General features: G+C 66.2%; 17 protein-coding genes and 1 pseudogene. 13 read left to right on the top strand and 5 right to left on the bottom strand.

Features of this window, described 5'->3' with window-relative positions; all coding sequences use genetic code 11:
* Positions 1 to 12: 12 nt before the first annotated feature.
* The gene (locus AN936_RS12080) at positions 13 to 447 is read left to right on the top strand and encodes a MarR family winged helix-turn-helix transcriptional regulator (RefSeq protein ID WP_054588378.1); all 435 of its coding nucleotides are present in this window, start codon (positions 13 to 15) and stop codon (positions 445 to 447) included.
* Here AN936_RS12080 and AN936_RS12085 read toward each other — a convergent pair.
* Complete coding sequence (locus AN936_RS12085; protein WP_054588379.1) at positions 444 to 1,019, bottom strand: NADPH-dependent FMN reductase; 576 nt, start codon at positions 1,017 to 1,019, stop codon at positions 444 to 446. The genes AN936_RS12080 and AN936_RS12085 overlap by 4 nt on opposite strands.
* Positions 1,020 to 1,264: 245 nt before the next feature.
* Positions 1,265 to 2,240, bottom strand: a pseudogene (gene thiS / locus AN936_RS12090) (sulfur carrier protein ThiS).
* Positions 2,241 to 2,322: 82 nt separating this feature from the next.
* Between thiS and AN936_RS12100 the strand changes: the two are divergent.
* The 4 genes from AN936_RS12100 (at position 2,323) to AN936_RS12115 (ending at position 6,290) form a co-directional block, all read left to right on the top strand.
* Entirely contained in the window at positions 2,323 to 2,775 is a 453-nt protein-coding gene (locus tag AN936_RS12100) for a type II 3-dehydroquinate dehydratase (protein ID WP_054588381.1), read from the top strand.
* A 70-nt stretch (positions 2,776 to 2,845) separates the two neighbouring features.
* On the top strand, positions 2,846 to 3,331 hold the full coding sequence (gene accB, locus AN936_RS12105; protein ID WP_054588382.1) for an acetyl-CoA carboxylase biotin carboxyl carrier protein: 486 nt from the start codon (positions 2,846 to 2,848) through the stop codon (positions 3,329 to 3,331).
* Between the two features lie 8 nt (positions 3,332 to 3,339).
* Positions 3,340 to 4,701, top strand: coding sequence for an acetyl-CoA carboxylase biotin carboxylase subunit (accC, locus tag AN936_RS12110; protein WP_054588383.1), 1,362 nt, complete (start codon positions 3,340 to 3,342; stop codon positions 4,699 to 4,701).
* 233 nt (positions 4,702 to 4,934) lie between these two features.
* A complete protein-coding gene (locus AN936_RS12115) occupies positions 4,935 to 6,290 on the top strand; it encodes a L,D-transpeptidase family protein (protein WP_054588384.1) in 1,356 nt (451 codons plus the stop codon).
* Between the two features lie 172 nt (positions 6,291 to 6,462).
* On the opposite strand, the gene AN936_RS12120 is transcribed toward AN936_RS12115, so the two are convergent.
* Positions 6,463 to 7,146, bottom strand: coding sequence for a murein L,D-transpeptidase catalytic domain family protein (locus AN936_RS12120; protein ID WP_234715548.1), 684 nt, complete (start codon positions 7,144 to 7,146; stop codon positions 6,463 to 6,465).
* A gap of 270 nt (positions 7,147 to 7,416) precedes the next feature.
* Between AN936_RS12120 and arsC the strand changes: the two genes are divergently transcribed.
* From arsC to AN936_RS12150, 6 genes are all read left to right on the top strand, one after another.
* A complete protein-coding gene (gene arsC / locus AN936_RS12125) occupies positions 7,417 to 7,761 on the top strand; it encodes an arsenate reductase (glutaredoxin) (RefSeq protein WP_054588386.1) in 345 nt (114 codons plus the stop codon).
* 112 nt (positions 7,762 to 7,873) lie between these two features.
* Positions 7,874 to 9,280: an efflux transporter outer membrane subunit gene (locus AN936_RS12130; protein WP_084758305.1), complete on the top strand. Its 1,407-nt coding sequence runs from the start codon at positions 7,874 to 7,876 to the stop codon at positions 9,278 to 9,280.
* Positions 9,277 to 10,683, top strand: a complete 1,407-nt coding sequence (locus tag AN936_RS12135) for an efflux RND transporter periplasmic adaptor subunit (protein WP_054588387.1) — start codon at positions 9,277 to 9,279, stop codon at positions 10,681 to 10,683. The genes AN936_RS12130 and AN936_RS12135 overlap by 4 nt, the downstream gene beginning before the upstream one ends.
* A 4-nt stretch (positions 10,684 to 10,687) precedes the next feature.
* Complete coding sequence (locus AN936_RS12140) at positions 10,688 to 11,410, top strand: ABC transporter ATP-binding protein (protein ID WP_054590263.1); 723 nt, start codon at positions 10,688 to 10,690, stop codon at positions 11,408 to 11,410.
* Complete coding sequence (locus AN936_RS12145; RefSeq protein ID WP_054588388.1) at positions 11,407 to 12,615, top strand: ABC transporter permease; 1,209 nt, start codon at positions 11,407 to 11,409, stop codon at positions 12,613 to 12,615. Before AN936_RS12140 ends, AN936_RS12145 begins: the two co-directional genes overlap by 4 nt.
* Positions 12,616 to 12,653: 38 nt before the next feature.
* Positions 12,654 to 13,859 (top strand): serine hydrolase domain-containing protein, encoded by a 1,206-nt coding sequence (locus tag AN936_RS12150; RefSeq protein ID WP_201782915.1) that lies wholly within the window; start codon positions 12,654 to 12,656, stop codon positions 13,857 to 13,859.
* Between the two features lie 28 nt (positions 13,860 to 13,887).
* Here AN936_RS12150 and AN936_RS12155 read toward each other — a convergent pair whose 3' ends face one another.
* Positions 13,888 to 14,670, bottom strand: coding sequence for an SDR family NAD(P)-dependent oxidoreductase (locus tag AN936_RS12155; protein ID WP_054588389.1), 783 nt, complete (start codon positions 14,668 to 14,670; stop codon positions 13,888 to 13,890).
* Positions 14,671 to 14,963: 293 nt separating this feature from the next.
* Between AN936_RS12155 and AN936_RS12160 the strand changes: the two genes are divergently transcribed.
* The gene (locus tag AN936_RS12160; protein ID WP_054588390.1) at positions 14,964 to 15,869 is read left to right on the top strand and encodes an alpha/beta fold hydrolase; all 906 of its coding nucleotides are present in this window, start codon (positions 14,964 to 14,966) and stop codon (positions 15,867 to 15,869) included.
* On the opposite strand, the gene AN936_RS12165 is transcribed toward AN936_RS12160, so the two are convergent.
* Complete coding sequence (locus AN936_RS12165) at positions 15,859 to 16,785, bottom strand: LysR substrate-binding domain-containing protein (protein WP_158500081.1); 927 nt, start codon at positions 16,783 to 16,785, stop codon at positions 15,859 to 15,861. The genes AN936_RS12160 and AN936_RS12165 overlap by 11 nt on opposite strands.
* A gap of 117 nt (positions 16,786 to 16,902) precedes the next feature.
* Here AN936_RS12165 and AN936_RS12170 point away from each other — a divergent pair, with 117 nt between their 5' ends.
* On the top strand, positions 16,903 to 18,132 hold the full coding sequence (locus AN936_RS12170; RefSeq protein WP_084758309.1) for a metal-dependent hydrolase family protein: 1,230 nt from the start codon (positions 16,903 to 16,905) through the stop codon (positions 18,130 to 18,132).
* Positions 18,133 to 18,159 lie beyond the last annotated feature (27 nt).

The following is an 18,159-nucleotide window of genomic DNA, read 5'->3' on the forward strand; positions in this document are numbered from 1 at the left end:
TCGCGGCTCTTCATGCGTACCAATCAGCTTATTATCGCCCTTTTTCAACGCTTCTGCTGGCTCGACGAGGGCCTGCAGGCGCGACTGCACGATCGCGGCTGGCCCGATGTCAGCCGCCCGCAATCGATGGTGATGACCAACATCGTCAGCGGCATCGTGCGCCCGTCGGACATTGCGCGCAACCTCGGCGTGTCGCGGCAGGCGATCCACAGCACGATCGGCCAGATGGTCAAGCTCGGCATCGTCGAACTCGCGCCCGACCCCGGCGACCGGCGCCACATGATCGTGTCGCTGACCGAAACCGGTGCAAAGATGCGGCATGACGCGCAGCGCGCGATGGATGCGCTGTCCGACCAGCTTGCCGAACGGCTGGGCCACGAACGCTTCGACGCGCTGCTGGCAACGCTCGAAGCCGACTGGGGCGACAATATCGAGCGGACGCGCTAGGCGGACAGCGCCTTCGCGACCGCGACCAGCCGCCCGGCCGTCATTTCGACCAGCGACGCCGGCAGCGCCTCCTTCAGGCTGCCATCCTCGGCGAACGCCGCGTGCGCATTCGGCACCACCACCTGTTCGGGGATCACCAGCATCTGGATCGTCGACAGGATCTGGCGCAAATGCATCAGCCCGCGCAGCCCGCCGAAGGGACTGATCGACGCCGACATGATCGCCGCCACCTTGCCGCGATAGGCGGTCAGCGCGACGAGCCCCTCGCCCCCGGTCGGCCGCGACGCCCAATCGATCGCATTCTTGAGCAGCGGCGGCAGCGACCCGTTATATTCGGGCGACACGAACAGCAGCCCGTCCTGCGCCGCGAAAATGTCCTTGAGCTGCTGTGCGTCGGGCGGAAAATCATCCGCCTCGAGCGCCGCCGAATAGAGCGGCAGATCGAACGTCGCCAGATCGACGCGCGTCACGGTAGCGCCCTGCGCCGCAAGACTCGCGGCGGCGAGGTCGCCGAGCATACGATTGAACGATCCCTCGCGCGTGCTGCCGACGATTACCGCAATGCTGGTCATTTTCCCTCCGGACAAAATAATTAGAATACTAACCTATTTTATCGGAGATGGGCAACCGACTTTGCATGGCTCAATCAGCACGAGGGCAATTTTGGGGTGGGGAGCGAACGTTCGCCCGTTTTATGTACCCCGGCGAAGGCCGGAGTCCCGAGCATTGGAAAGCCGGCGCCGCGCACTTGCGCCCTGGACCCCGGCCTTCGCCGGGGTGCATGCCAGTTACGACAGCTGCCGGCCGATACCCGCCCCTAAATCAACCCCGCCAGCGGGCTCGACGGGTCGGCATATTTGCGCAGCCCCATCCGCCCCGACAGATAGGCGTCGCGCCCGGCCTCGACCGCCAGCTTCATTGCGCGCGCCATACGGATGGGATCTTTCGCTTCGGCGATCGCGGTGTTCATCAACACCCCGTCGCAGCCGAGTTCCATCGCCACGGCCGCATCGCTCGCCGTGCCGACCCCGGCATCGACAAGCACCGGCACCGACGCCCCCTCGACGATCAGACGGATCGTCACCCGGTTCTGGATGCCCAGCCCCGACCCGATCGGCGCCCCGAGCGGCATTACCGCGACCGCGCCCGCATCCTCGAGCTGCTTCGCGGCGATCGGATCGTCGACGCAATAGACCATCGGCAGGAAGCCCTCTTTAGCAAGCACCTCGGTCGCTTCTAGCGTCTCGCGCATGTTCGGATACAGCGTCTTCGCCTCGCCGAGCACTTCCAGCTTTACGAGATCCCACCCCCCCGCCTCGCGCGCCAGCCGCAGCGTCCGGATCGCATCATCGGCGTTGAAACAGCCCGCGGTGTTGGGCAGGTAGGTGATCTTCTTGGGATCGATATAGTCGGTCAGCATCGGCGCTGTCGGATCAGAAACGTTGACGCGGCGCACCGCGACGGTGACGATCTCGGCCCCCGACGCTTCGACCGCCGCCGCATTCTGTTCGAAATCCTTATATTTGCCGGTGCCGACAATCAGCCGCGACGTAAACGTCCGCCCGGCGACACTCCACTGATCCGCTGACACCTTAGCCGCCTCCCACGAAATGAACGATTTCCAGCGCGTCGCCCTCGGCGAGCGCCACTTCGGCGAGCGTCGAGCGCGGGACGATCGCGCGATTGCGCTCGACCGCGACCTTCTTCACGTCAAGCCCCAGCGACGCGACGAGGTCGGCGATGCTGCCTTCGCGCACCTGACGGGGTTCGCCGTTGAGAATGACCGATATCACCGGGGAATCCGCCTTGCTTTGCCTTTTGCCGAGCAGCCCATATAGGGGGAGCGCCCGTCGCCGCAACCGAAAGACCTTGCCCTTGACCAGCGATCGTTCCGACAAGCCGACAGTTTATGTCCTCTCCGGCCCCAATCTCAACCTGCTCGGCACCCGCGAGCCCGAGATTTACGGCCACGACACGCTCAACGACATTCACGCGCGGCTGGAAGCGCAGGCCGAAGGACTGGGCTTGCGGCTCGAATGCCGGCAGACGAACCATGAAGGCGTGCTCATCGACTGGCTGCACGAGGCCTATGTCGCGGGCGCCAAAGCGGTGCTGCTCAACGCCGGCGGCTATACGCACACCTCGATCGCGATTCACGACGCGATCAAGTCGATCAAGGTGCCGGTGATCGAGGTTCACCTGTCGGACCCGATGAAGCGCGAAGAGTTCCGCCATTTGAGCTATGTCGGCATGGCGGCGGTGGACCATTTTGCAGGTCACGGCGCGAACAGCTATACGCTGGCGCTGGACGCCGCCGCCCGTCTCTGACAATAGGGCGCATCAAAAAACGGGGTCAGGGCGTCGGAACCGCGACGCCGCAACAACAGGAAAAATTCTCATGGGTGACCATAAAGACAATGGCATCAACATCGATCCGGCGTTTGTTCGCGCGCTCGCCGAACTGCTCGACGACACGCAGCTTTCGGAAATCGAGGTTGAGGACGGCGATCGCAAGGTCCGCGTCGCACGGACCCTGACCGCCGCGCCTGTCGCCTATGCCGCCGCGCCCGCTCCCGTTGCGGCCCCCGCTGCGGCAGCTCCCGCCGCCCCTGCCGCTCCGGCGGCGGCCGCCCCTGCGGCCGACAGTTTTGCCGGAGCGGTAAAGTCGCCGATGGTCGGCACCGTCTATCTCGCCCCCGAACCCAGCGCGCCGAATTTCGCGGCGGTCGGTTCGGCCGTGAAGGAAGGCGATACCGTGCTGATCATCGAGGCGATGAAGGTGATGAACCCGATCGTCGCGCCGACCTCGGGCACGCTGAAAGCGGTGCATGTCGAGAACAGCCAGCCGGTCGAGTTCGACCAGCCGCTGTTCACCATCGGCTGAACGATCCGATGACCATCGAAAAACTGCTGATCGCCAACCGCGGCGAGATCGCGCTGCGCATCCACCGCGCCTGCCACGAAATGGGCATCAAGACCGTCGCGGTTCATTCGACCGCCGATGCCGACGCGATGCACGTCCGTCTTGCCGACGAAGCCGTGTGTATCGGCCCGCCGAGCGCCAAGGACAGCTATCTCAACATCCCGGCGATCATTTCGGCCGCCGAGGTGACCGGCGCCAACGCGATCCATCCCGGCTATGGCTTCCTGTCCGAGAACGCGCGTTTTGCCGAGATCATCGAAGCGCATAATATCTGCTTCGTCGGCCCGAAGCCCGAGCATATCCGCACGATGGGCGACAAGGTCGAAGCGAAACGCACCGCGGTCGAGCTCGGCTTGCCGGTCGTCCCTGGCTCGCCCGGTGCGGTGACCTATGGCGACGAGGCGAAACGGATCGCGGCCGAAGCCGGCTATCCGGTGCTGATCAAGGCGGCGTCGGGCGGCGGCGGCCGCGGCATGAAGGTCGTCTCCGACGAAGCGAGCCTCGAAAGCCTGATGGGTCAGGCGTCGAGCGAAGCGGCGGCGGCGTTCGGCGACCCGACCGTATATATGGAAAAATATCTCGGCAACCCGCGCCACATCGAATTTCAGATATTCGGCGATGGTCAGGGCAATGCCATCCATTTGGGCGAACGCGACTGCTCGCTGCAGCGGCGCCATCAAAAAGTGCTCGAGGAAGCCCCCTCGCCGATCATCTCGGCCGAGGAGCGCGCGCGCATGGGCAAGGTCTGCGCCGACGCGATGGCGGCGATGGGCTATCGCGGCGCCGGCACGATCGAGTTTCTGTGGGAGAATGGCGAGTTTTTCTTCATCGAGATGAACACGCGCATCCAGGTCGAGCATCCGGTGACCGAGATGATCACCGGCTTCGACCTCGTCCGCGAACAGATCCGCATCGCCGACGGCCGCGGCCTGTCGGTGACGCAGGAGGATCTGGAGTTCCGCGGCCACGCAATGGAGTGCCGGATCAACGCCGAAGACCCGCGCACCTTCATGCCCTCGCCGGGCAAGGTGACGAACTATCATGCCGCGGGCGGCATGCATGTGCGCGTCGATAGCGGGCTTTATGCCGGCTATTCGATCCCGCCTTATTACGACAGCATGATCGCCAAGCTGATCGTCTATGGCCGCACGCGCGAAAGCTGCATGATGCGGATGCGCCGCGCGCTCGAGGAAATGGTGATCGGCGGGGTCAAGACGAACATCCCGCTGCATCAGGCACTGCTCGCCGCTCCCGACGTCATCCATGGCGACTATACGATCAAATGGCTCGAGGAATGGCTGGCGCGCGAGGAAGCGGAAGGCGCGGCGTAAAAGCCCCTCCCCTCCCGCAGGCGGGAGGGGCAGCGAGGCTTGGCAGCTTGCTGCCTAGCCACAGCGGGGTGGGCCAACACCCCCTCGGACGTGCCCACCCGGCTTCGACTAGGCCCGGCTACGCCGAACCAAGTCTCGCGACCCCTCCCGCCTGCGGGAGGGGGGACTTGGGGTGCGGCAACCTGTGCCCCCGCTCACTTTAACTATGTGATCTTTTTGGCTATGGCACCCGCATGGTCAAAAATACTCTCCCGTCGATGCGCCCCGCTGCGGCGCTGATCCTTTCGCTGGCGCTCGCCGCGCCGTCCGTCCTTGCGCAAGAAGTGAAGGAGGATTCGGTCGTCCTCCAGCCCGACAAGGTCACCGACGATGCACCTGTCGTCGTCGCGCCGGTCGCGCTTCCCGCCTGGTCCGAAGCGAATGCGACCGCGCTGCTCAGCGCCATCGAAGGCGCCGGCGACGAAGGGCTTTTCGCCAAGGATTACAATCCCGACGACCTCGCTGCGGCGATCATGTCGAAGGATCAGGCACGGCTCGACAAGGTCGCGACCGACGCCTTCCTGCTGCTCGCGACGCACCTGCGCGACGGGCGGACGCCGAACGCCGCACGCAAGCAATGGTTCATGGTCGACAGCGACGACACCGACGAGCCGCTGCTGCCGTTGCTCACCAACGCGCTGGCGACGAACAACGTCGCGCAGGCGCTCGCCGGCCTCGATCCGGTCCATCCCGATTTCGCGGTGCTGAAAGCGTCGCTGAAGAAGGCCAAGACCCCCGCCGAAGCCAATGGAATCCGGGTGAACATCGAACGCTGGCGCTGGATGCCGCGCGACCTCGGCGAACGCTATGTCGTCAGCAACGTCCCCGAATATCTGACCCGCGTCATCCACGGCGGCACGACGATCGCGACGCACAAGGCCGTCGTCGGCAAAGCCTCGACCCCGACGCCGCAGCTCAATCCGATGGCGACGGGCGTCATCGTCAACCCGACCTGGACGCTGCCGCGCAGCATCATCAACGAAGGCATCGGCGCGACCATCGCCAACAATCCGGCGTCGGCACGCCGCCAGGGCTATACGTGGACCGGCAGCGGCAAGACGCTTTCGGTCGTGCAACAGCCCGGCGCGAACAACGCGCTCGGCGTGATGAAGATGGAAATGCTCAACCCGCACGCCATCTATTTGCACGACACGCCGTCGAAGGGCGCGTTCGCCGCGGCGGCGCGGGCGTTTAGCCACGGCTGCATCCGTACCGAGCGCGCTTTGCATTTTTCGGGCCTGATGGCGGTTTATTTCGCCGGCAAAAGCCCCGAGGAGTTCGGCGAAGCGATCGCCAGCGGCAAGACGACGCGCTTCGGCTTCGAACAGCCTTTCCCGGTTTATGTCGCCTATTGGACCGTCGTTCCCGACGGCAAGGGCGGCGTGAAGAAGCTCGCCGACATCTACGGCCGCGACGCGCCCGTCGTGGCGAGCTTCGCAAAGCAGGGCCGCCCGGCCGGTGCGCTCATCGCGCCGCCGCCGCCGGAGGTCGTTCCGACCGTCCAGACCACCGCGCGCGCGACGACTCCGGGAACGTCGGGGATTTATTGAGGCGCTGGTTAACAGCCGGAAACGGACATCCCATTATTCGTCACCCTGAACTTGTTTCAGGGTCCATCGCCTGCCGATTCCTTCGACGCAGCGTGGGATTGAATGTCAGGCCATGGATGCTGAAACAAGTTCAGCATGACGCAGCCTAGAGGTAGTTCCCCACGGCGCGCTATTAATCGGCCGTTTTTGGGATAGCCCCGTTGGTCGCGCCGGTGCGGATCATATTCTCCGTCCCCGGCAACGGCTCGGTCGGCATTTCGAACTTCGGTGCCGGCGGCGGCACGCTCAGCTTGTCGGCGAACAGCAGCCGGCCGGGACCGAGCTTGTAGAGGATCATCGGCAGCAGCGCCTCGCCGAACACGAAACAGCCCTCGCTGCGGCCCAGCTTGCCCTGTGTCGCGATCAGCGACGGGTCGGCGTACCAGGCGCCATGGACGACGATCGCGCGCGCGTCGGCGCTGTAATTGTCGGGTTCCAGCCCCGCGAGCCGCATCGACGAGCCGTTGCTGCCATAATAATAATCGCTGGTGCGATAGGCGCCCCGCGAGGTCGCTAGGCTGCCGACACGGTTCGAAAAGCTTTTGAGCCAGCCGTCGTGCTGCGGATCCGAACCGCGGCCATGGGTGACCGGAAACATGTCGATCTTTCCCGCGACCATATCGACGAGCGCGAAGCGCGGGCGCGACGACGGCAGGCCAAAATCGACGATGCCGACGCGGTCGGCTTGCGGGATATTGCGATTCTGCATCGCCAATTGCCGGCGCGCGACGGTAAGATAGTCGACCGGCGGCGATACCGGCGCGATCGGCTGCTGAATCCAGTCCGGCGTCTGGGCGCGCGTCGGAAACGCCGCCATCGCGCCTGCGCCTGCAAGCCCCGCCAATATCGCCCTGCGATCAATCAGTTCATTCACTTTGCAACCCAACCCCGCATTGGCCGCCTTTGACGGTCCCTCGGCTTGTCATAAGCCCCAAGATGGTGGTCGAAGGCAATATTACCATGCCTGTCATGCGGGCAGATGTGGCATATTCGCCATGAATAGCGGGTTTACGCGCCCGAAGTTTTTCCGGGCGCCTTGTCGACGACAGGATTGTCGGCGGCGCGGCGCGGCGATAGGAGCGGCCGAATGAAAGCAACGATCTGGCACAACCCCGCCTGCGGCACCTCGCGCAAGGCTCTCGCGATTCTCGAGGAGACGCCCGGCGTCGACGTCACCGTCGTCGAATATCTGAAAACCCCGTATAGCGAGGCGAAGCTGCGCCAGCTTTTCGCCGATGCCGGGATCGCCGCTCGCGACGCGCTGCGCCTGCGCGGCACCGACGCGGCCGAACGCGGGCTGGACGGAGCCAGCGAAGACGAGATCGTCGCCGCGATGGCCGCCAACCCCGCCTATGTCGAACGCCCGATCGTCGAGACCGACAAGGGCGTCCGGCTGTGCCGCCCGCAGGACCGGGTGCACGAAATCCTCTGACGCCGGGCCGGCAGCCGAGCGGTTCAGACTCAGAATTATTCGGTCCACGGAAATTTTGACACGATTTTGCAAGTCGCTACAACCGGCGCATGCCTCCCTGCAGGTGCCGAAAATGAGCGTGCGATACCGCTATCCGATCGTCCTTCTGGTATCCGCATCGCTCGCCGGGTGTAGCGTCGGCCCCGACTACCGCCCCGCCACCGCGAGTGAGCTGGCGCTGCCATCCGGTTACAGCGACGGCCGCAACGCGGCGCTCGACGAAGCGGGGCTCGCTTCATGGTGGACGCAGTTCGACGATCCGATGCTCGACCGGCTCGTCGAACGCGCGATTGCGGTCAATCTCGACCTCGCGCAGGCCGAGGCGCGACTGCGGCAGGCGCGCGAGGCGTCGGTGCAGGCCGGCGCCGACCTGCTGCCGACGGTGAGCGCCAGCGGCCGCGCCGGCCGCAATGTCGTGATCGACGGACAGGACAGCAGCAGCTACTCGCTCGGACTCGATGCCGACTGGCAGGTTGACCTGTTCGGCGGCGGCCGGCGCGCGCTCGAGGCGGCCCGCGCCGACGAAGCGGCGACCCGCTACGACCTCGCCGGGGTGCGGATCGCGATCATCGCCGAACTCGTCACCAACTATGTCCAGCTTCGCCTTGCGCAGCAGCAACTGGCGATCGCCGAAGAGACGGTCCGCTATCAGCGCGACAATTACGATATCGCGCGCTGGCGGGTGCAGGCGGGCCTCGCCTCCTCGCTCGACGAGCAACAGGCGCGTACGCAATTGGCACAGACCGAAGCGAGCATTCCCGAGTTCCGGACCAGCATCCGCGGCGCGCTCAACCGCATCGCGGTGCTGACCGCCGAAGCGCCCGGAACGGCGACCGCCGCGCTCGAACCCGCCGCCCCCATCCCTGCCCCGCCGACCGGCATCGCCGCGGGCTTTCCCGCCGATACGCTACGCCAGCGCCCCGACGTCCGCGCGGCCGAGCGCGGCCTCGCCGCAGCCACTGCGCGCATCGGCGTCGCGCAGGCGCAATTGCTCCCCTCGCTGGGTCTGACCGGCTCGCTCGGCACCAGCGCGCTGACCACCCGCGGCCTGTTCGATACCATCACCGGATCGCTGTTTGCCGGCCTGTCGCAAATTCTGTTCGACGGCGGCGCGCGCGCATCGCAGGTCCGCGCCCAGCGTGCGGCGGCGGACGGCGCCTTCGCCGCCTATCGCCAGACGATCCTCGTCTCGCTCGAAGACGTCGAAAATGCGCTGGTCGCGGCAAGCTCCGCCGACGAACGCAGCGCACAACTGGCGATCGCCCGCGAAGCGGCGAACAACAGCGCCATCCTTGCCCGGCTGCAATATCAATCGGGGCTGACCGACTTTCAGACGCTGTCCAGCGTCGAAACCTCGCTCCTGTCGTCGAGCAACAGTCTGGCGAGCTCGCGCGCGGCGCAGGCGCTGGCCATTGTCCAGCTCTACAATGCGCTGGGCGGCGGGTGGCAGTCCATGGAAACGAACGGAACCGGCGGATGACCGACGACAGCAAGCGCGATGAGACTCTCGACGACTTCCTCGGCGTCAAGCCCGCCAGTCCGTGGGTGCGGCGCGGCAAATGGATCGGCGTCGCGCTGCTGGCGCTTCTTTTCCTGTTCGTCCTCTATCGCTGCTTCGGTCCCGATGATGCGGTGCGTTATTCGACCGAGGAAGTGCGCAAGGGCGCGCTGACCGTCACCGTCTCCGCGACCGGCAACATCAAGCCGATCAACCAGGTCGATGTCGGTTCGGAACAGTCCGGGCTGATCACCAACGTCTATGTCGATGTGAACGACCGTGTGACGAAGGGCCAGTTGCTCGCGTCGCTCGACACCGCGCGCCTGCAGGATTCGGTCGTCCAGGCCGAAGCGAGCCTCGCCGCCGCCAACGCCAATGTCGGCGAGGCGCAGGCGACGCTGGCGCAGGCAGGCGCGAACCTCGCGCGGCAGGAAGAGGTGTTCCGCCTGTCGGGCGGCCGCGTGCCGTCGAAAACCGAGCTCGACGCGGCGCGCGCCGACCAGAAACGCGCCGTCGCGTCGCTCGCCGCCTCGCGCGCGCAGGTGGCGCAGCAACGCGCCGCGCTCGGCACCGCGCAGACCAATTTGTCGAAGGCGCGCATCTATTCGCCGGTCACCGGCGTCGTGCTGTCGCGCGATATCGAACCCGGCCAGACCGTCGCCGCCTCGCTCAACGCGCCGGTGCTGTTCACGATCGCCGAGGATCTGAGCCAGATGGAACTCGAAGTGTCGATCGACGAGGCCGACGTCGGTCAGGTCAAGGAAGGCCAGGACGCGACCTTCACCGTCGATGCCTTTCCCGGCCAGCGTTTCCCGGCGAAGATCACCCGCGTCAACGTCGGATCGAACAACAGCGGCAGTTCGTCCTCTTCCTCGTCGTCGGGTTCGTCGGCGAGCAGCGCGAGTTCGGGCAATGTCGTCGCCTATACGGCGATCCTGTCGGTCGACAATGCCAAGCAGGAACTGCGCCCCGGGATGACCGCGACCGCCGATATCGTGACCATGCACAAGCAGAACGCACTGCTGATCGCCAACGCCGCGCTGCGCTTCCGTCCAGCCCAGGCGGACGGCGCCGGCGCGTCGAGCGGCGGGATCACCGGCGCGCTCGTCCCCCGCCGCCCGCGGCGCGGCGGCGACAGGCCGGCACGCACGGTCACCGCCGACCGGGGCGCGCAGCAGACGGTCTATACCCTCGACGCCGAAGGGCAGCCGCAGCCGATGCAGATCACCACCGGCGACACCAACGGCAGCCTTACCGAGGTGACATCGGGCAGCCTGCGCACCGGCACGAAGGTCATCACCGGCCAGCTTTCGGACGGATCGTCGGGTGGATCGGGCGGCGGGTCCGGCGGATCGGGCGGCGGACGACGCGGCGGTGGCGGCTGACGCGATGGCCGGCCCCATCATTCGTCTGCGCGGCATCGTCAAAACCTATGGCGAAGGGCCGACCGCCTTTCAGGCACTGAAGGGCATCGACCTCGACATCGGCGCGGGCGATTTCGTCGCGGTGATGGGGGCATCGGGATCGGGCAAGTCGACGACGATGAACATCCTCGGCTGCCTCGATGTGCCGACGCGCGGCGAATATCTGTTTCGCGGCCACCATGTCGAGGCGCTGACGCGCGACGAGCGCGCCCTGCTGCGCCGCAAATATTTCGGCTTCGTCTTTCAGGGCTTCAACCTGCTGTCGCGCACCAGCGCGCTTGAAAATGTCGAACTGCCGCTCGTCTATCGCGGCGACCCGAAGGCCGAGCGGCACGACGCGGCGATGGCGGCGCTCGACAAGGTCGGGCTCAAGGACTGGTGGGATCATACTCCGGCCGAATTGTCGGGCGGACAGCAGCAGCGCGTCGCCATCGCCCGCGCCATCGTGACCCGGCCGCAGGTGCTGCTCGCCGACGAACCGACCGGCAATCTCGATTCCGAACGCTCGGTCGAGATCATGGAACTGCTGTCCGACCTCAACCGCAACAGCGGCATCACCGTGCTGATGGTGACGCACGAACCCGACATGGCCGAATTCGCGCGCACCCTCGTCCATTTCAAGGACGGGCTGGTCGAGCGGATCGAAACCAACGCGCACCCGCCGGGACTGGCGGAGCATGGCGCATGATCGGCACGACCTTCTTCCTCGCGCTGCGTTCGATCCGCCGCCACGTGCTGCGTTCCTTCCTCACCGTGCTCGGCATCGTCATCGGCGTCGCCGCGGTGGTGACGATGGTCACGCTCGGCAATGCGACGACCGCCGCCGTACAGAGCCAGATATCGGCGCTCGGCACCAACATCCTCCAGATCCGTCCCGGTCAGGGCTTCGGCCGCGGCGGCAGCGGCCCGCGCCCGCCCGATTTCGAAATGGCCGACCTCGAAGCTATCGCGCAGCAGATCGGCGGGGTGACCGCCGTCGCGCCGCAGGCGCAGACCAGCGGCACCGCGATCTACGAAGGCGCCAATTGGTCGACGACGGTGAACGGCACCACCGATGCCTATTTCACCGTCCAGCCCTGGCCGCTTGCCGAGGGCCGCACCTTCACCCCCGCCGAGGAGCAGGCCGGCAAAAGCGTCTGCATCATCGGCAACACGATCCGCCAGAATCTGTTTCGCGGCGGCAGCGCGGTGGGTCAGCGCTTCCGCATCAAGGGGGTGAGCTGCGACGTCATCGGGGTGCTGTCGACGCGCGGTCAGGCGGGCTTCGGCGGCGATCAGGACGATATCGTGATCATGCCGGTCAAGGCGGTGCAGCGCCGTTTCACGGGCAATCAGGATATCTCGGTGATGCTCGTCGGCGTCGATCAAAGCTATTCGAGCGAACAGGTGCAGGCCTCAATCGCCGACCTGCTGCGCGAACGCCGCAAGATCGATGGCGGCAAGGAAGATAATTTCAACATCTTCGACACCAAGCAGATTTCGGAAACGCTGACCGGCACGACCACCCTGCTGACGCGGATTGTCGCGGCAGTCGCCGCAATCTCGCTCGTCGTCGGCGGCATCGGCATCATGAATATCATGCTGGTATCGGTCACCGAACGCACGCGCGAGATCGGCATAAGGCTCGCGATTGGCGCGGTCGCGCGCGAGGTGCTGATGCAGTTTCTGGTCGAGGCGATCGTCCTATCATGCCTCGGCGGGCTCGCCGGTCTCGTCATCGCGCAGCTCGCGATTGCGATCCTCTCGCCCCTGATGCAGGTGAGCTGGATGTTCGACGCCCAGATCAACGTCATCGCCTTTGCGATTTCGGCGCTGATCGGCGTCGTCTTCGGCTATTTCCCGGCGCGCCGCGCGGCCAGCCTCAATCCGATCGACGCGCTGCGGCACGAATAGGGATGAGCGCTTCCGTACATATGCCCGGGCGACGGGCAGTGCTGGCCGGATCCGCGGCGCTGATCGCCGGCGGCTCGGCGTCTACCGGCGCGCGGCCGGCTCCCGAATGCGCGGACGACGATACAGCCTGGGTGCCGTCCGCGGAACTGGTGCGCGAAATTCCGCGGCTCATGCAGATCGCCGGGGTGCCCGGCATCGCCATCGCGGTCGTCGACCGCGGGGCGCTCGTCTGGAGCGAGGGCTTCGGGGTCAAAAACGCCCTCACCCGCGACCCGGTGCAGGACGACACGTTGTTCGAGGCTGCGTCGATGACCAAGCCGGTCTTTGCCTATGTCGTGATGCGGCTCGCCGACGAACAGCGCCTCGACCTCGACCGGCCGCTCGTCGCCTATCGCCGGCCGGCCCATTTGGGCGATGACGCCAATCTCGAACAGGTCACGACCCGGCATGTGCTGGGGCATTCGACCGGCTTGCCCAACTGGGCTTCGGGTCCGCTGGTCACCAACAGCGCGCCCGGATCGCGCTACAGCTATTCGGGCGAAGCCTTCATCTGGCTCCAGCTCGTCGTCGAGCAGATCACGGGTATGGGCCTCGGCAGCGTGATGCAGGCGAAGCTGTTCGGTCCGGCCGGCATGTCGCGGAGCAGCTTCGGCTGGGACGAGAATATCGCGAAGGCGGCGGTCTTCGGTCATTCCGAACCGCCCGAAGGCGAACGGATGCTCCCTCCCCAGCCGACACGCGAGCTCGGCGACCGGCTGTTGCCGGTCGCGGCGAAATGGCGCAAGCCGATCGCGTTCTGGACCTACGAAGATTCGGTCGCGGCGATGCGCGAGGCGGACCCGAAGACGCCGCCGTCAACGCACGACCTGCTGGTCAATTCGGCGGGCGGTCTCCTGACCACCGCGTCCGATTATGCACGGTTCATGCTGCTCATGATGGACGGGCGAGCGCGGGCGGACTGGGAGATCGGCGAGGCGGCGCGGCAAGCGATGCTCACCCCGCAGACCGAAGTGCGCGGGCGCGATATTTCGCGGGGACTGGGCTGGGAACTCGAGCAATCCCCAGCGGGCCAGCTATTTCAGCACAGCGGCAGCAATTACGGGATATTCAGAACGCTGGGCGTCGGCGATGCCGGAAGCGGGCGCGCGATCGTCGTCTTTACCAACGGCGCGAACGGACAAGCGCTCGCGTCGCGGATCGTCCGGGAGGCAACGGGAATCGACCGGTTGAAATCGCTGATCTGATCGACGCCAAGGCCTGATCGAGAAACCTTCAATAGATGGTATAGCCGCCGTCGATCACGATCGCATCGCCCAGATGAAAACTCGAGTGACGGCTGGCGAGATAGACGGCGATGGCCGAAAAATCGTCGCCGTCACCCCAGCGGCCGACCGGCGCGCGGCTGATCACATTGTCGTTGAACTTGTCCCACCCCTGCAACCGCTCGGTCATGTCCGACCGCGTCCAGCCCGGCAGGATGCTGTTGACGCGGATGCCGTGCGGGGCGAGTTCGACCGCCATAGCGCGCGTCAGCGACAGCACCGCACCCTTGGTCGCGCCATAATGCTCGTTGCGCGCGGCGCCGTGAACGGCGGCGGTGGAAGCGATCGAGACGAGCGAGCCGCCGCGCTCGCCGGCCTTGCCGCGCTCGATCATGTGCGCCGCCGCCTCGCGCAAGGTGTAGAACACACCATAGACGTTGATCGACTGAAGCTTATCGAAATCGGCCTGGCTGATCTCGAACATGTCGCGGCGCGCGATGCCGACGCCGGCGTTCGCAATCGCCTGATCGAGACGGCCGAACTCTTCGAGGATCGCCGCTATACCGGCTTTCACCGCCGCCTCGTCGGCCACGTCGACCTGCGCGCAGCGGACGATGCCGCCAAAAGCATCGAGTTCGGCGACCGCCCGCTCGTTTTTGTCGGGCTTGTTGCCCCAGATCACGACCGTCGCGCCGTGCATCGCGAGACCTTTCGCCATGCCGAGGCCGATACCACCGTTGCCGCCGGTCACCAGCGCGACCTTGCCCGTCAGGTCGAAAAGCCCCAAAGCCATCTTTGTCTCCTAGCGATGCCGATGCGCGATCCTTTTCTGTCGCGCGGTCACCCTTTCCATAAGGCGCCCGCCGCCGGGGTTTCAAGAAGCTACGCCGCTCCGCCCTTCAAACCCACGCCCCGCTGGCATTCGAGGAATAGCCGAGCGCGCGATAGGCGGTGTCGATCAGCAGTTGCGCGCGCGGCCCGACCGATTGCATAGCCTGTTGTCATGCATGCATCTGATCTTTGCGGTCGCCATCGCGCGGCTTCTTTCCTAATCGCTGGGACGACCGATTTCCCGGAGAGACGCCCATGACCTTCCGCAAGCCTCGCCATCTCGTCCTCGCGCTGTGCCTTGGCCTCGCGGTTCCCGGCCTTGCTTCCGCGCAGCAACCGGCACCGGATCCGGAGGGCGAGACGCTCTATCATGTCGCGATCGGCACGCCGGGCGAGGTTCCGCTCGTCGCCGTCAACGGCGGCCCGGGGTTCGATCACAGCTATCTCGTCAATGCGCCGGCGTGGAAGGAGATGTCCGCCCGCCGTCAGATCATCTTCTACGACCAGCGCGGCACCGGCAAATCGCCCCCGGCGCGAGGCCCCGGGGACATGACCGTCGACCGCATGGTCCGCGATCTCGAAGCGCTGCGGCAACAGCTGAAGGTCGAGCGGATCGACCTGCTCGGCCATTCCTTCGGCGGCATCATCTCGATGGCCTATGCCGCCCGCTACCCCCGCCATGTCGCGCATCTGGTTCTGGTCGGGTCGGGCGCGCCCAAACCCGCCGAGCATGAATTTCTCTTCGACAAGCTGTATCCGGAGATTGTCTCCGCCATCCCGCCCGACTCCAGCCCGGCGGGGCAGATGGGGTGCATCGCGATCGACACCTATGACCGGATGTCCTATTACGACCAGCGCAACCGCGCCCTCGAAAGCGGCGATGCCGGCACCTTCTCGCAGGAGGTCTGCACCGAGGTCATGCTCGATGCGATGAAGCTCGACCTTTATCCCGCCCTCGCCAGGCTCGATGTGCCGACGCTGGTTATCAACGGCCGCTTCGACGCGAACGTCTCGCCGACCGTGGCGTACAAGATCAGCAAGACCATACCGGGTGCCCGGCTCGTCTATTTCGAACGGAGCGGGCACTCGCCGCAGGTCGAGGAGCCCGAGAAATTCGCGCTCGAGGTCGAACGCTTCCTCGACGGCGGCGTCAAAAAATAGGCGGTTCGGCCGGCGGCCGGACATCGACGAGGACATCGATCACCGCCTCGACGAGCGCCTCGCGGGCGTCGGCGCGGTGAACGACATGGAAGCCGTGGCCCGACGTCAGCGAGCGGTGGGAAAGCCGCACGAGCTGGCCCGTTTCCAGATAGGGATCGACGATGCCGCGCCACCCCAGCGCGACGCCGCGCCCGGCCAGCGCCTCCTGCAGCATCGGCGTATAGGCGCTGAACATCGGGCCATGCTGCGACGGCGCGATGCCGAGGTCGCCGAACCAGTCCAGCCAGTCGACCCGGCCCTGCGCGTCGGGCGCCAGATGCAGCAATGGCGCCTGCTGCCACGCCGCGCGATCGTCCTCGGCCAGCCCGGGCAATTCGGCAAGCATCGCGGGCGCGCAGACGGGAAACACTTCCTCCGCAAGCAGCTTGCGCGACCGCAGGCCCGGCCAGTCGGACGGTTCGCCATAGCGGATCGACAAATCGACATCGTCGGCGTCGAAGTTCAGATAGCTGTCCGACGTGATCAGCCGAAGCTGCGCCTTGGGCAGCACCGCGCGCAACCTGCCGAAGCGCGGCATCAGCCAGTCGTGCGCCATCGCATAGGTACAGGCGATGGTGAAACTTTCCGCCTCGCCGCGCCGCCGCCGGATCGCCTCCACACTGTCGCGAATGCGCCCGAGCCCCGACTGGATCGCCTCCGCCAACCGCTCTCCCGGGTTGGTGAGGGCAAGCCGGTTGCCGCTGCGCATGAACAGCGTGACGCCCAGGTCCGCTTCCAGATTGGCGACGTGGCGGCTGACCGCCGACTGCGCGATGTTGAGTTCGGCCGCCGCGCGGGTGAAGCTGTGGTGCCGCGCTGCCGCCTCGAATACCGCGAGGGCGTTGAGCGGTGGCAGGGACTGGCGCAGGCTCCTCATCGCCGCCTTCATATCGAAAAGGCATCGAGTGTCCACATTTCTCTTGTTACGGGACGATCGCACCCCGCCTAGGTTGGCCGCCTTTGATGCCGACCGGCCGGGGGAAACGAATTGACGATGATCGTGTTCGAAAATGCGCGCGTGCTGAACGAGACCGCGGATGGCTATCGCGAGGACTGCCATGTCGTGGTGGAAGACGGCCGGATCGTGGCGGTCGACACCGGCCCGGCGCGCATCGCCAATGCCGAGGTCATCGACGTACGCGGCGGCGCGCTGCTCCCCGGCCTGATCGACGTCCATATCCACGCGCGGCTTTCCAGCGCCAATGTGGTCCAGCTTCTCGATCATCCGGCGACCTATTCCTCGGCCCATGCCGCGCGAATGCTGCGCCACGCGCTCGATTGCGGCTTTACCAGCCTGCGCGACGTCGGCGGCGGCGACCAGGGCCTTGCGCAGGCGATCGAAGACGGCCTCATCCCCGGGCCGCGTTTCTTCTACGCCGGCCGCACCCTGTCGATGACCGGCGGTCATGGCGACCTGCGGCCCGGCCACGAGGATGTCGAACCGTGCGGATGCAGCCGGATGAACATGATCGCGCATGTCGTCGATGGCGCCGACGAAGTGCGCCGCGCCGCGCGCGAGGAATTGCGCATGGGCGCGCATTGCATCAAGATCATGCTGTCGGGCGGTGTGCTTTCGCCCACCGATCCCATCTGGATGCAGCAGTTCACCGATGACGAGGTACAGGCAGCGGTCGAGGAGGCGGCACGGTGGCGCCGCTATGTCGCGGCGCATGCCCACACCGCCGAGGCGGTGATGCGCGCGGCACAACTGGGCGTGCGAACGGTCGAGCATGCGACGCTGATTTCACCGGAAGCCGCGGCAGCGCTGCGCGATGCCGGCGGATTTGCGGTGCCCACCCTGTCGGTCGTGATGGCGCTGACCGAGCGCGGCGACGCGCTCGGCCTGCCCGCGGCGGCGGCGGCGAAGGCGAAGGAAATTGCCCATCTCGCGATGCAGGGTTTCGAAACCGCGTGGCGCGCCGACCTGCCGCTCGGTTTCGGTACCGACCTGCCCGGCGATGTGTTCGACATGCAGGCGCGCGAGTTCCTCTATCGCCGCGAGGTTCAGCCTGCCGCGGAGGTCTTGCGGTCGGCAACCGTCACCGGCGCCGAGATATTGGGGCGCCCCGACCTCGGCCGCATCGTTCCGAGCGCGACGGCGGACCTGCTCGTCGTCGACGGCGACCCGCTGGACGACATTGCGCTGCTTGCCGAGGACGGCCGGCGCCTGCGCATCATCATGAAGGCGGGGAACTTCCACAAGCGCGAACCGCTCCCCGCATGACGGCCCACCCGTCGTCCGCCCCCTCGT

This window comes from Sphingopyxis macrogoltabida (assembly GCF_001307295.1).
In the GTDB taxonomy this organism is placed as follows: Bacteria; Pseudomonadota; Alphaproteobacteria; order Sphingomonadales; family Sphingomonadaceae; genus Sphingopyxis; species Sphingopyxis macrogoltabida_B.

Coding starts and splice junctions, on each gene's coding strand:
- AN936_RS12155 (WP_054588389.1), bottom strand. CDS start 14,670: ATGGCTTTGGGGCTTTTCGACCTGACGGGCAAGGTCGCGCTGGTGACC.
- AN936_RS12130 (WP_084758305.1), top strand. CDS start 7,874: ATGAGCGTGCGATACCGCTATCCGATCGTCCTTCTGGTATCCGCATCG.
- AN936_RS12140 (WP_054590263.1), top strand. CDS start 10,688: ATGGCCGGCCCCATCATTCGTCTGCGCGGCATCGTCAAAACCTATGGC.
- accC (WP_054588383.1), top strand. CDS start 3,340: ATGACCATCGAAAAACTGCTGATCGCCAACCGCGGCGAGATCGCGCTG.
- AN936_RS12135 (WP_054588387.1), top strand. CDS start 9,277: ATGACCGACGACAGCAAGCGCGATGAGACTCTCGACGACTTCCTCGGC.
- AN936_RS12145 (WP_054588388.1), top strand. CDS start 11,407: ATGATCGGCACGACCTTCTTCCTCGCGCTGCGTTCGATCCGCCGCCAC.
- accB (WP_054588382.1), top strand. CDS start 2,846: ATGGGTGACCATAAAGACAATGGCATCAACATCGATCCGGCGTTTGTT.
- AN936_RS12115 (WP_054588384.1), top strand. CDS start 4,935: ATGGTCAAAAATACTCTCCCGTCGATGCGCCCCGCTGCGGCGCTGATC.
- AN936_RS12160 (WP_054588390.1), top strand. CDS start 14,964: ATGACCTTCCGCAAGCCTCGCCATCTCGTCCTCGCGCTGTGCCTTGGC.
- AN936_RS12080 (WP_054588378.1), top strand. CDS start 13: ATGCGTACCAATCAGCTTATTATCGCCCTTTTTCAACGCTTCTGCTGG.
- arsC (WP_054588386.1), top strand. CDS start 7,417: ATGAAAGCAACGATCTGGCACAACCCCGCCTGCGGCACCTCGCGCAAG.
- AN936_RS12085 (WP_054588379.1), bottom strand. CDS start 1,019: ATGACCAGCATTGCGGTAATCGTCGGCAGCACGCGCGAGGGATCGTTC.
- AN936_RS12165 (WP_158500081.1), bottom strand. CDS start 16,785: ATGAGGAGCCTGCGCCAGTCCCTGCCACCGCTCAACGCCCTCGCGGTA.
- AN936_RS12120 (WP_234715548.1), bottom strand. CDS start 7,146: ATGGCGGCGTTTCCGACGCGCGCCCAGACGCCGGACTGGATTCAGCAG.
- AN936_RS12170 (WP_084758309.1), top strand. CDS start 16,903: ATGATCGTGTTCGAAAATGCGCGCGTGCTGAACGAGACCGCGGATGGC.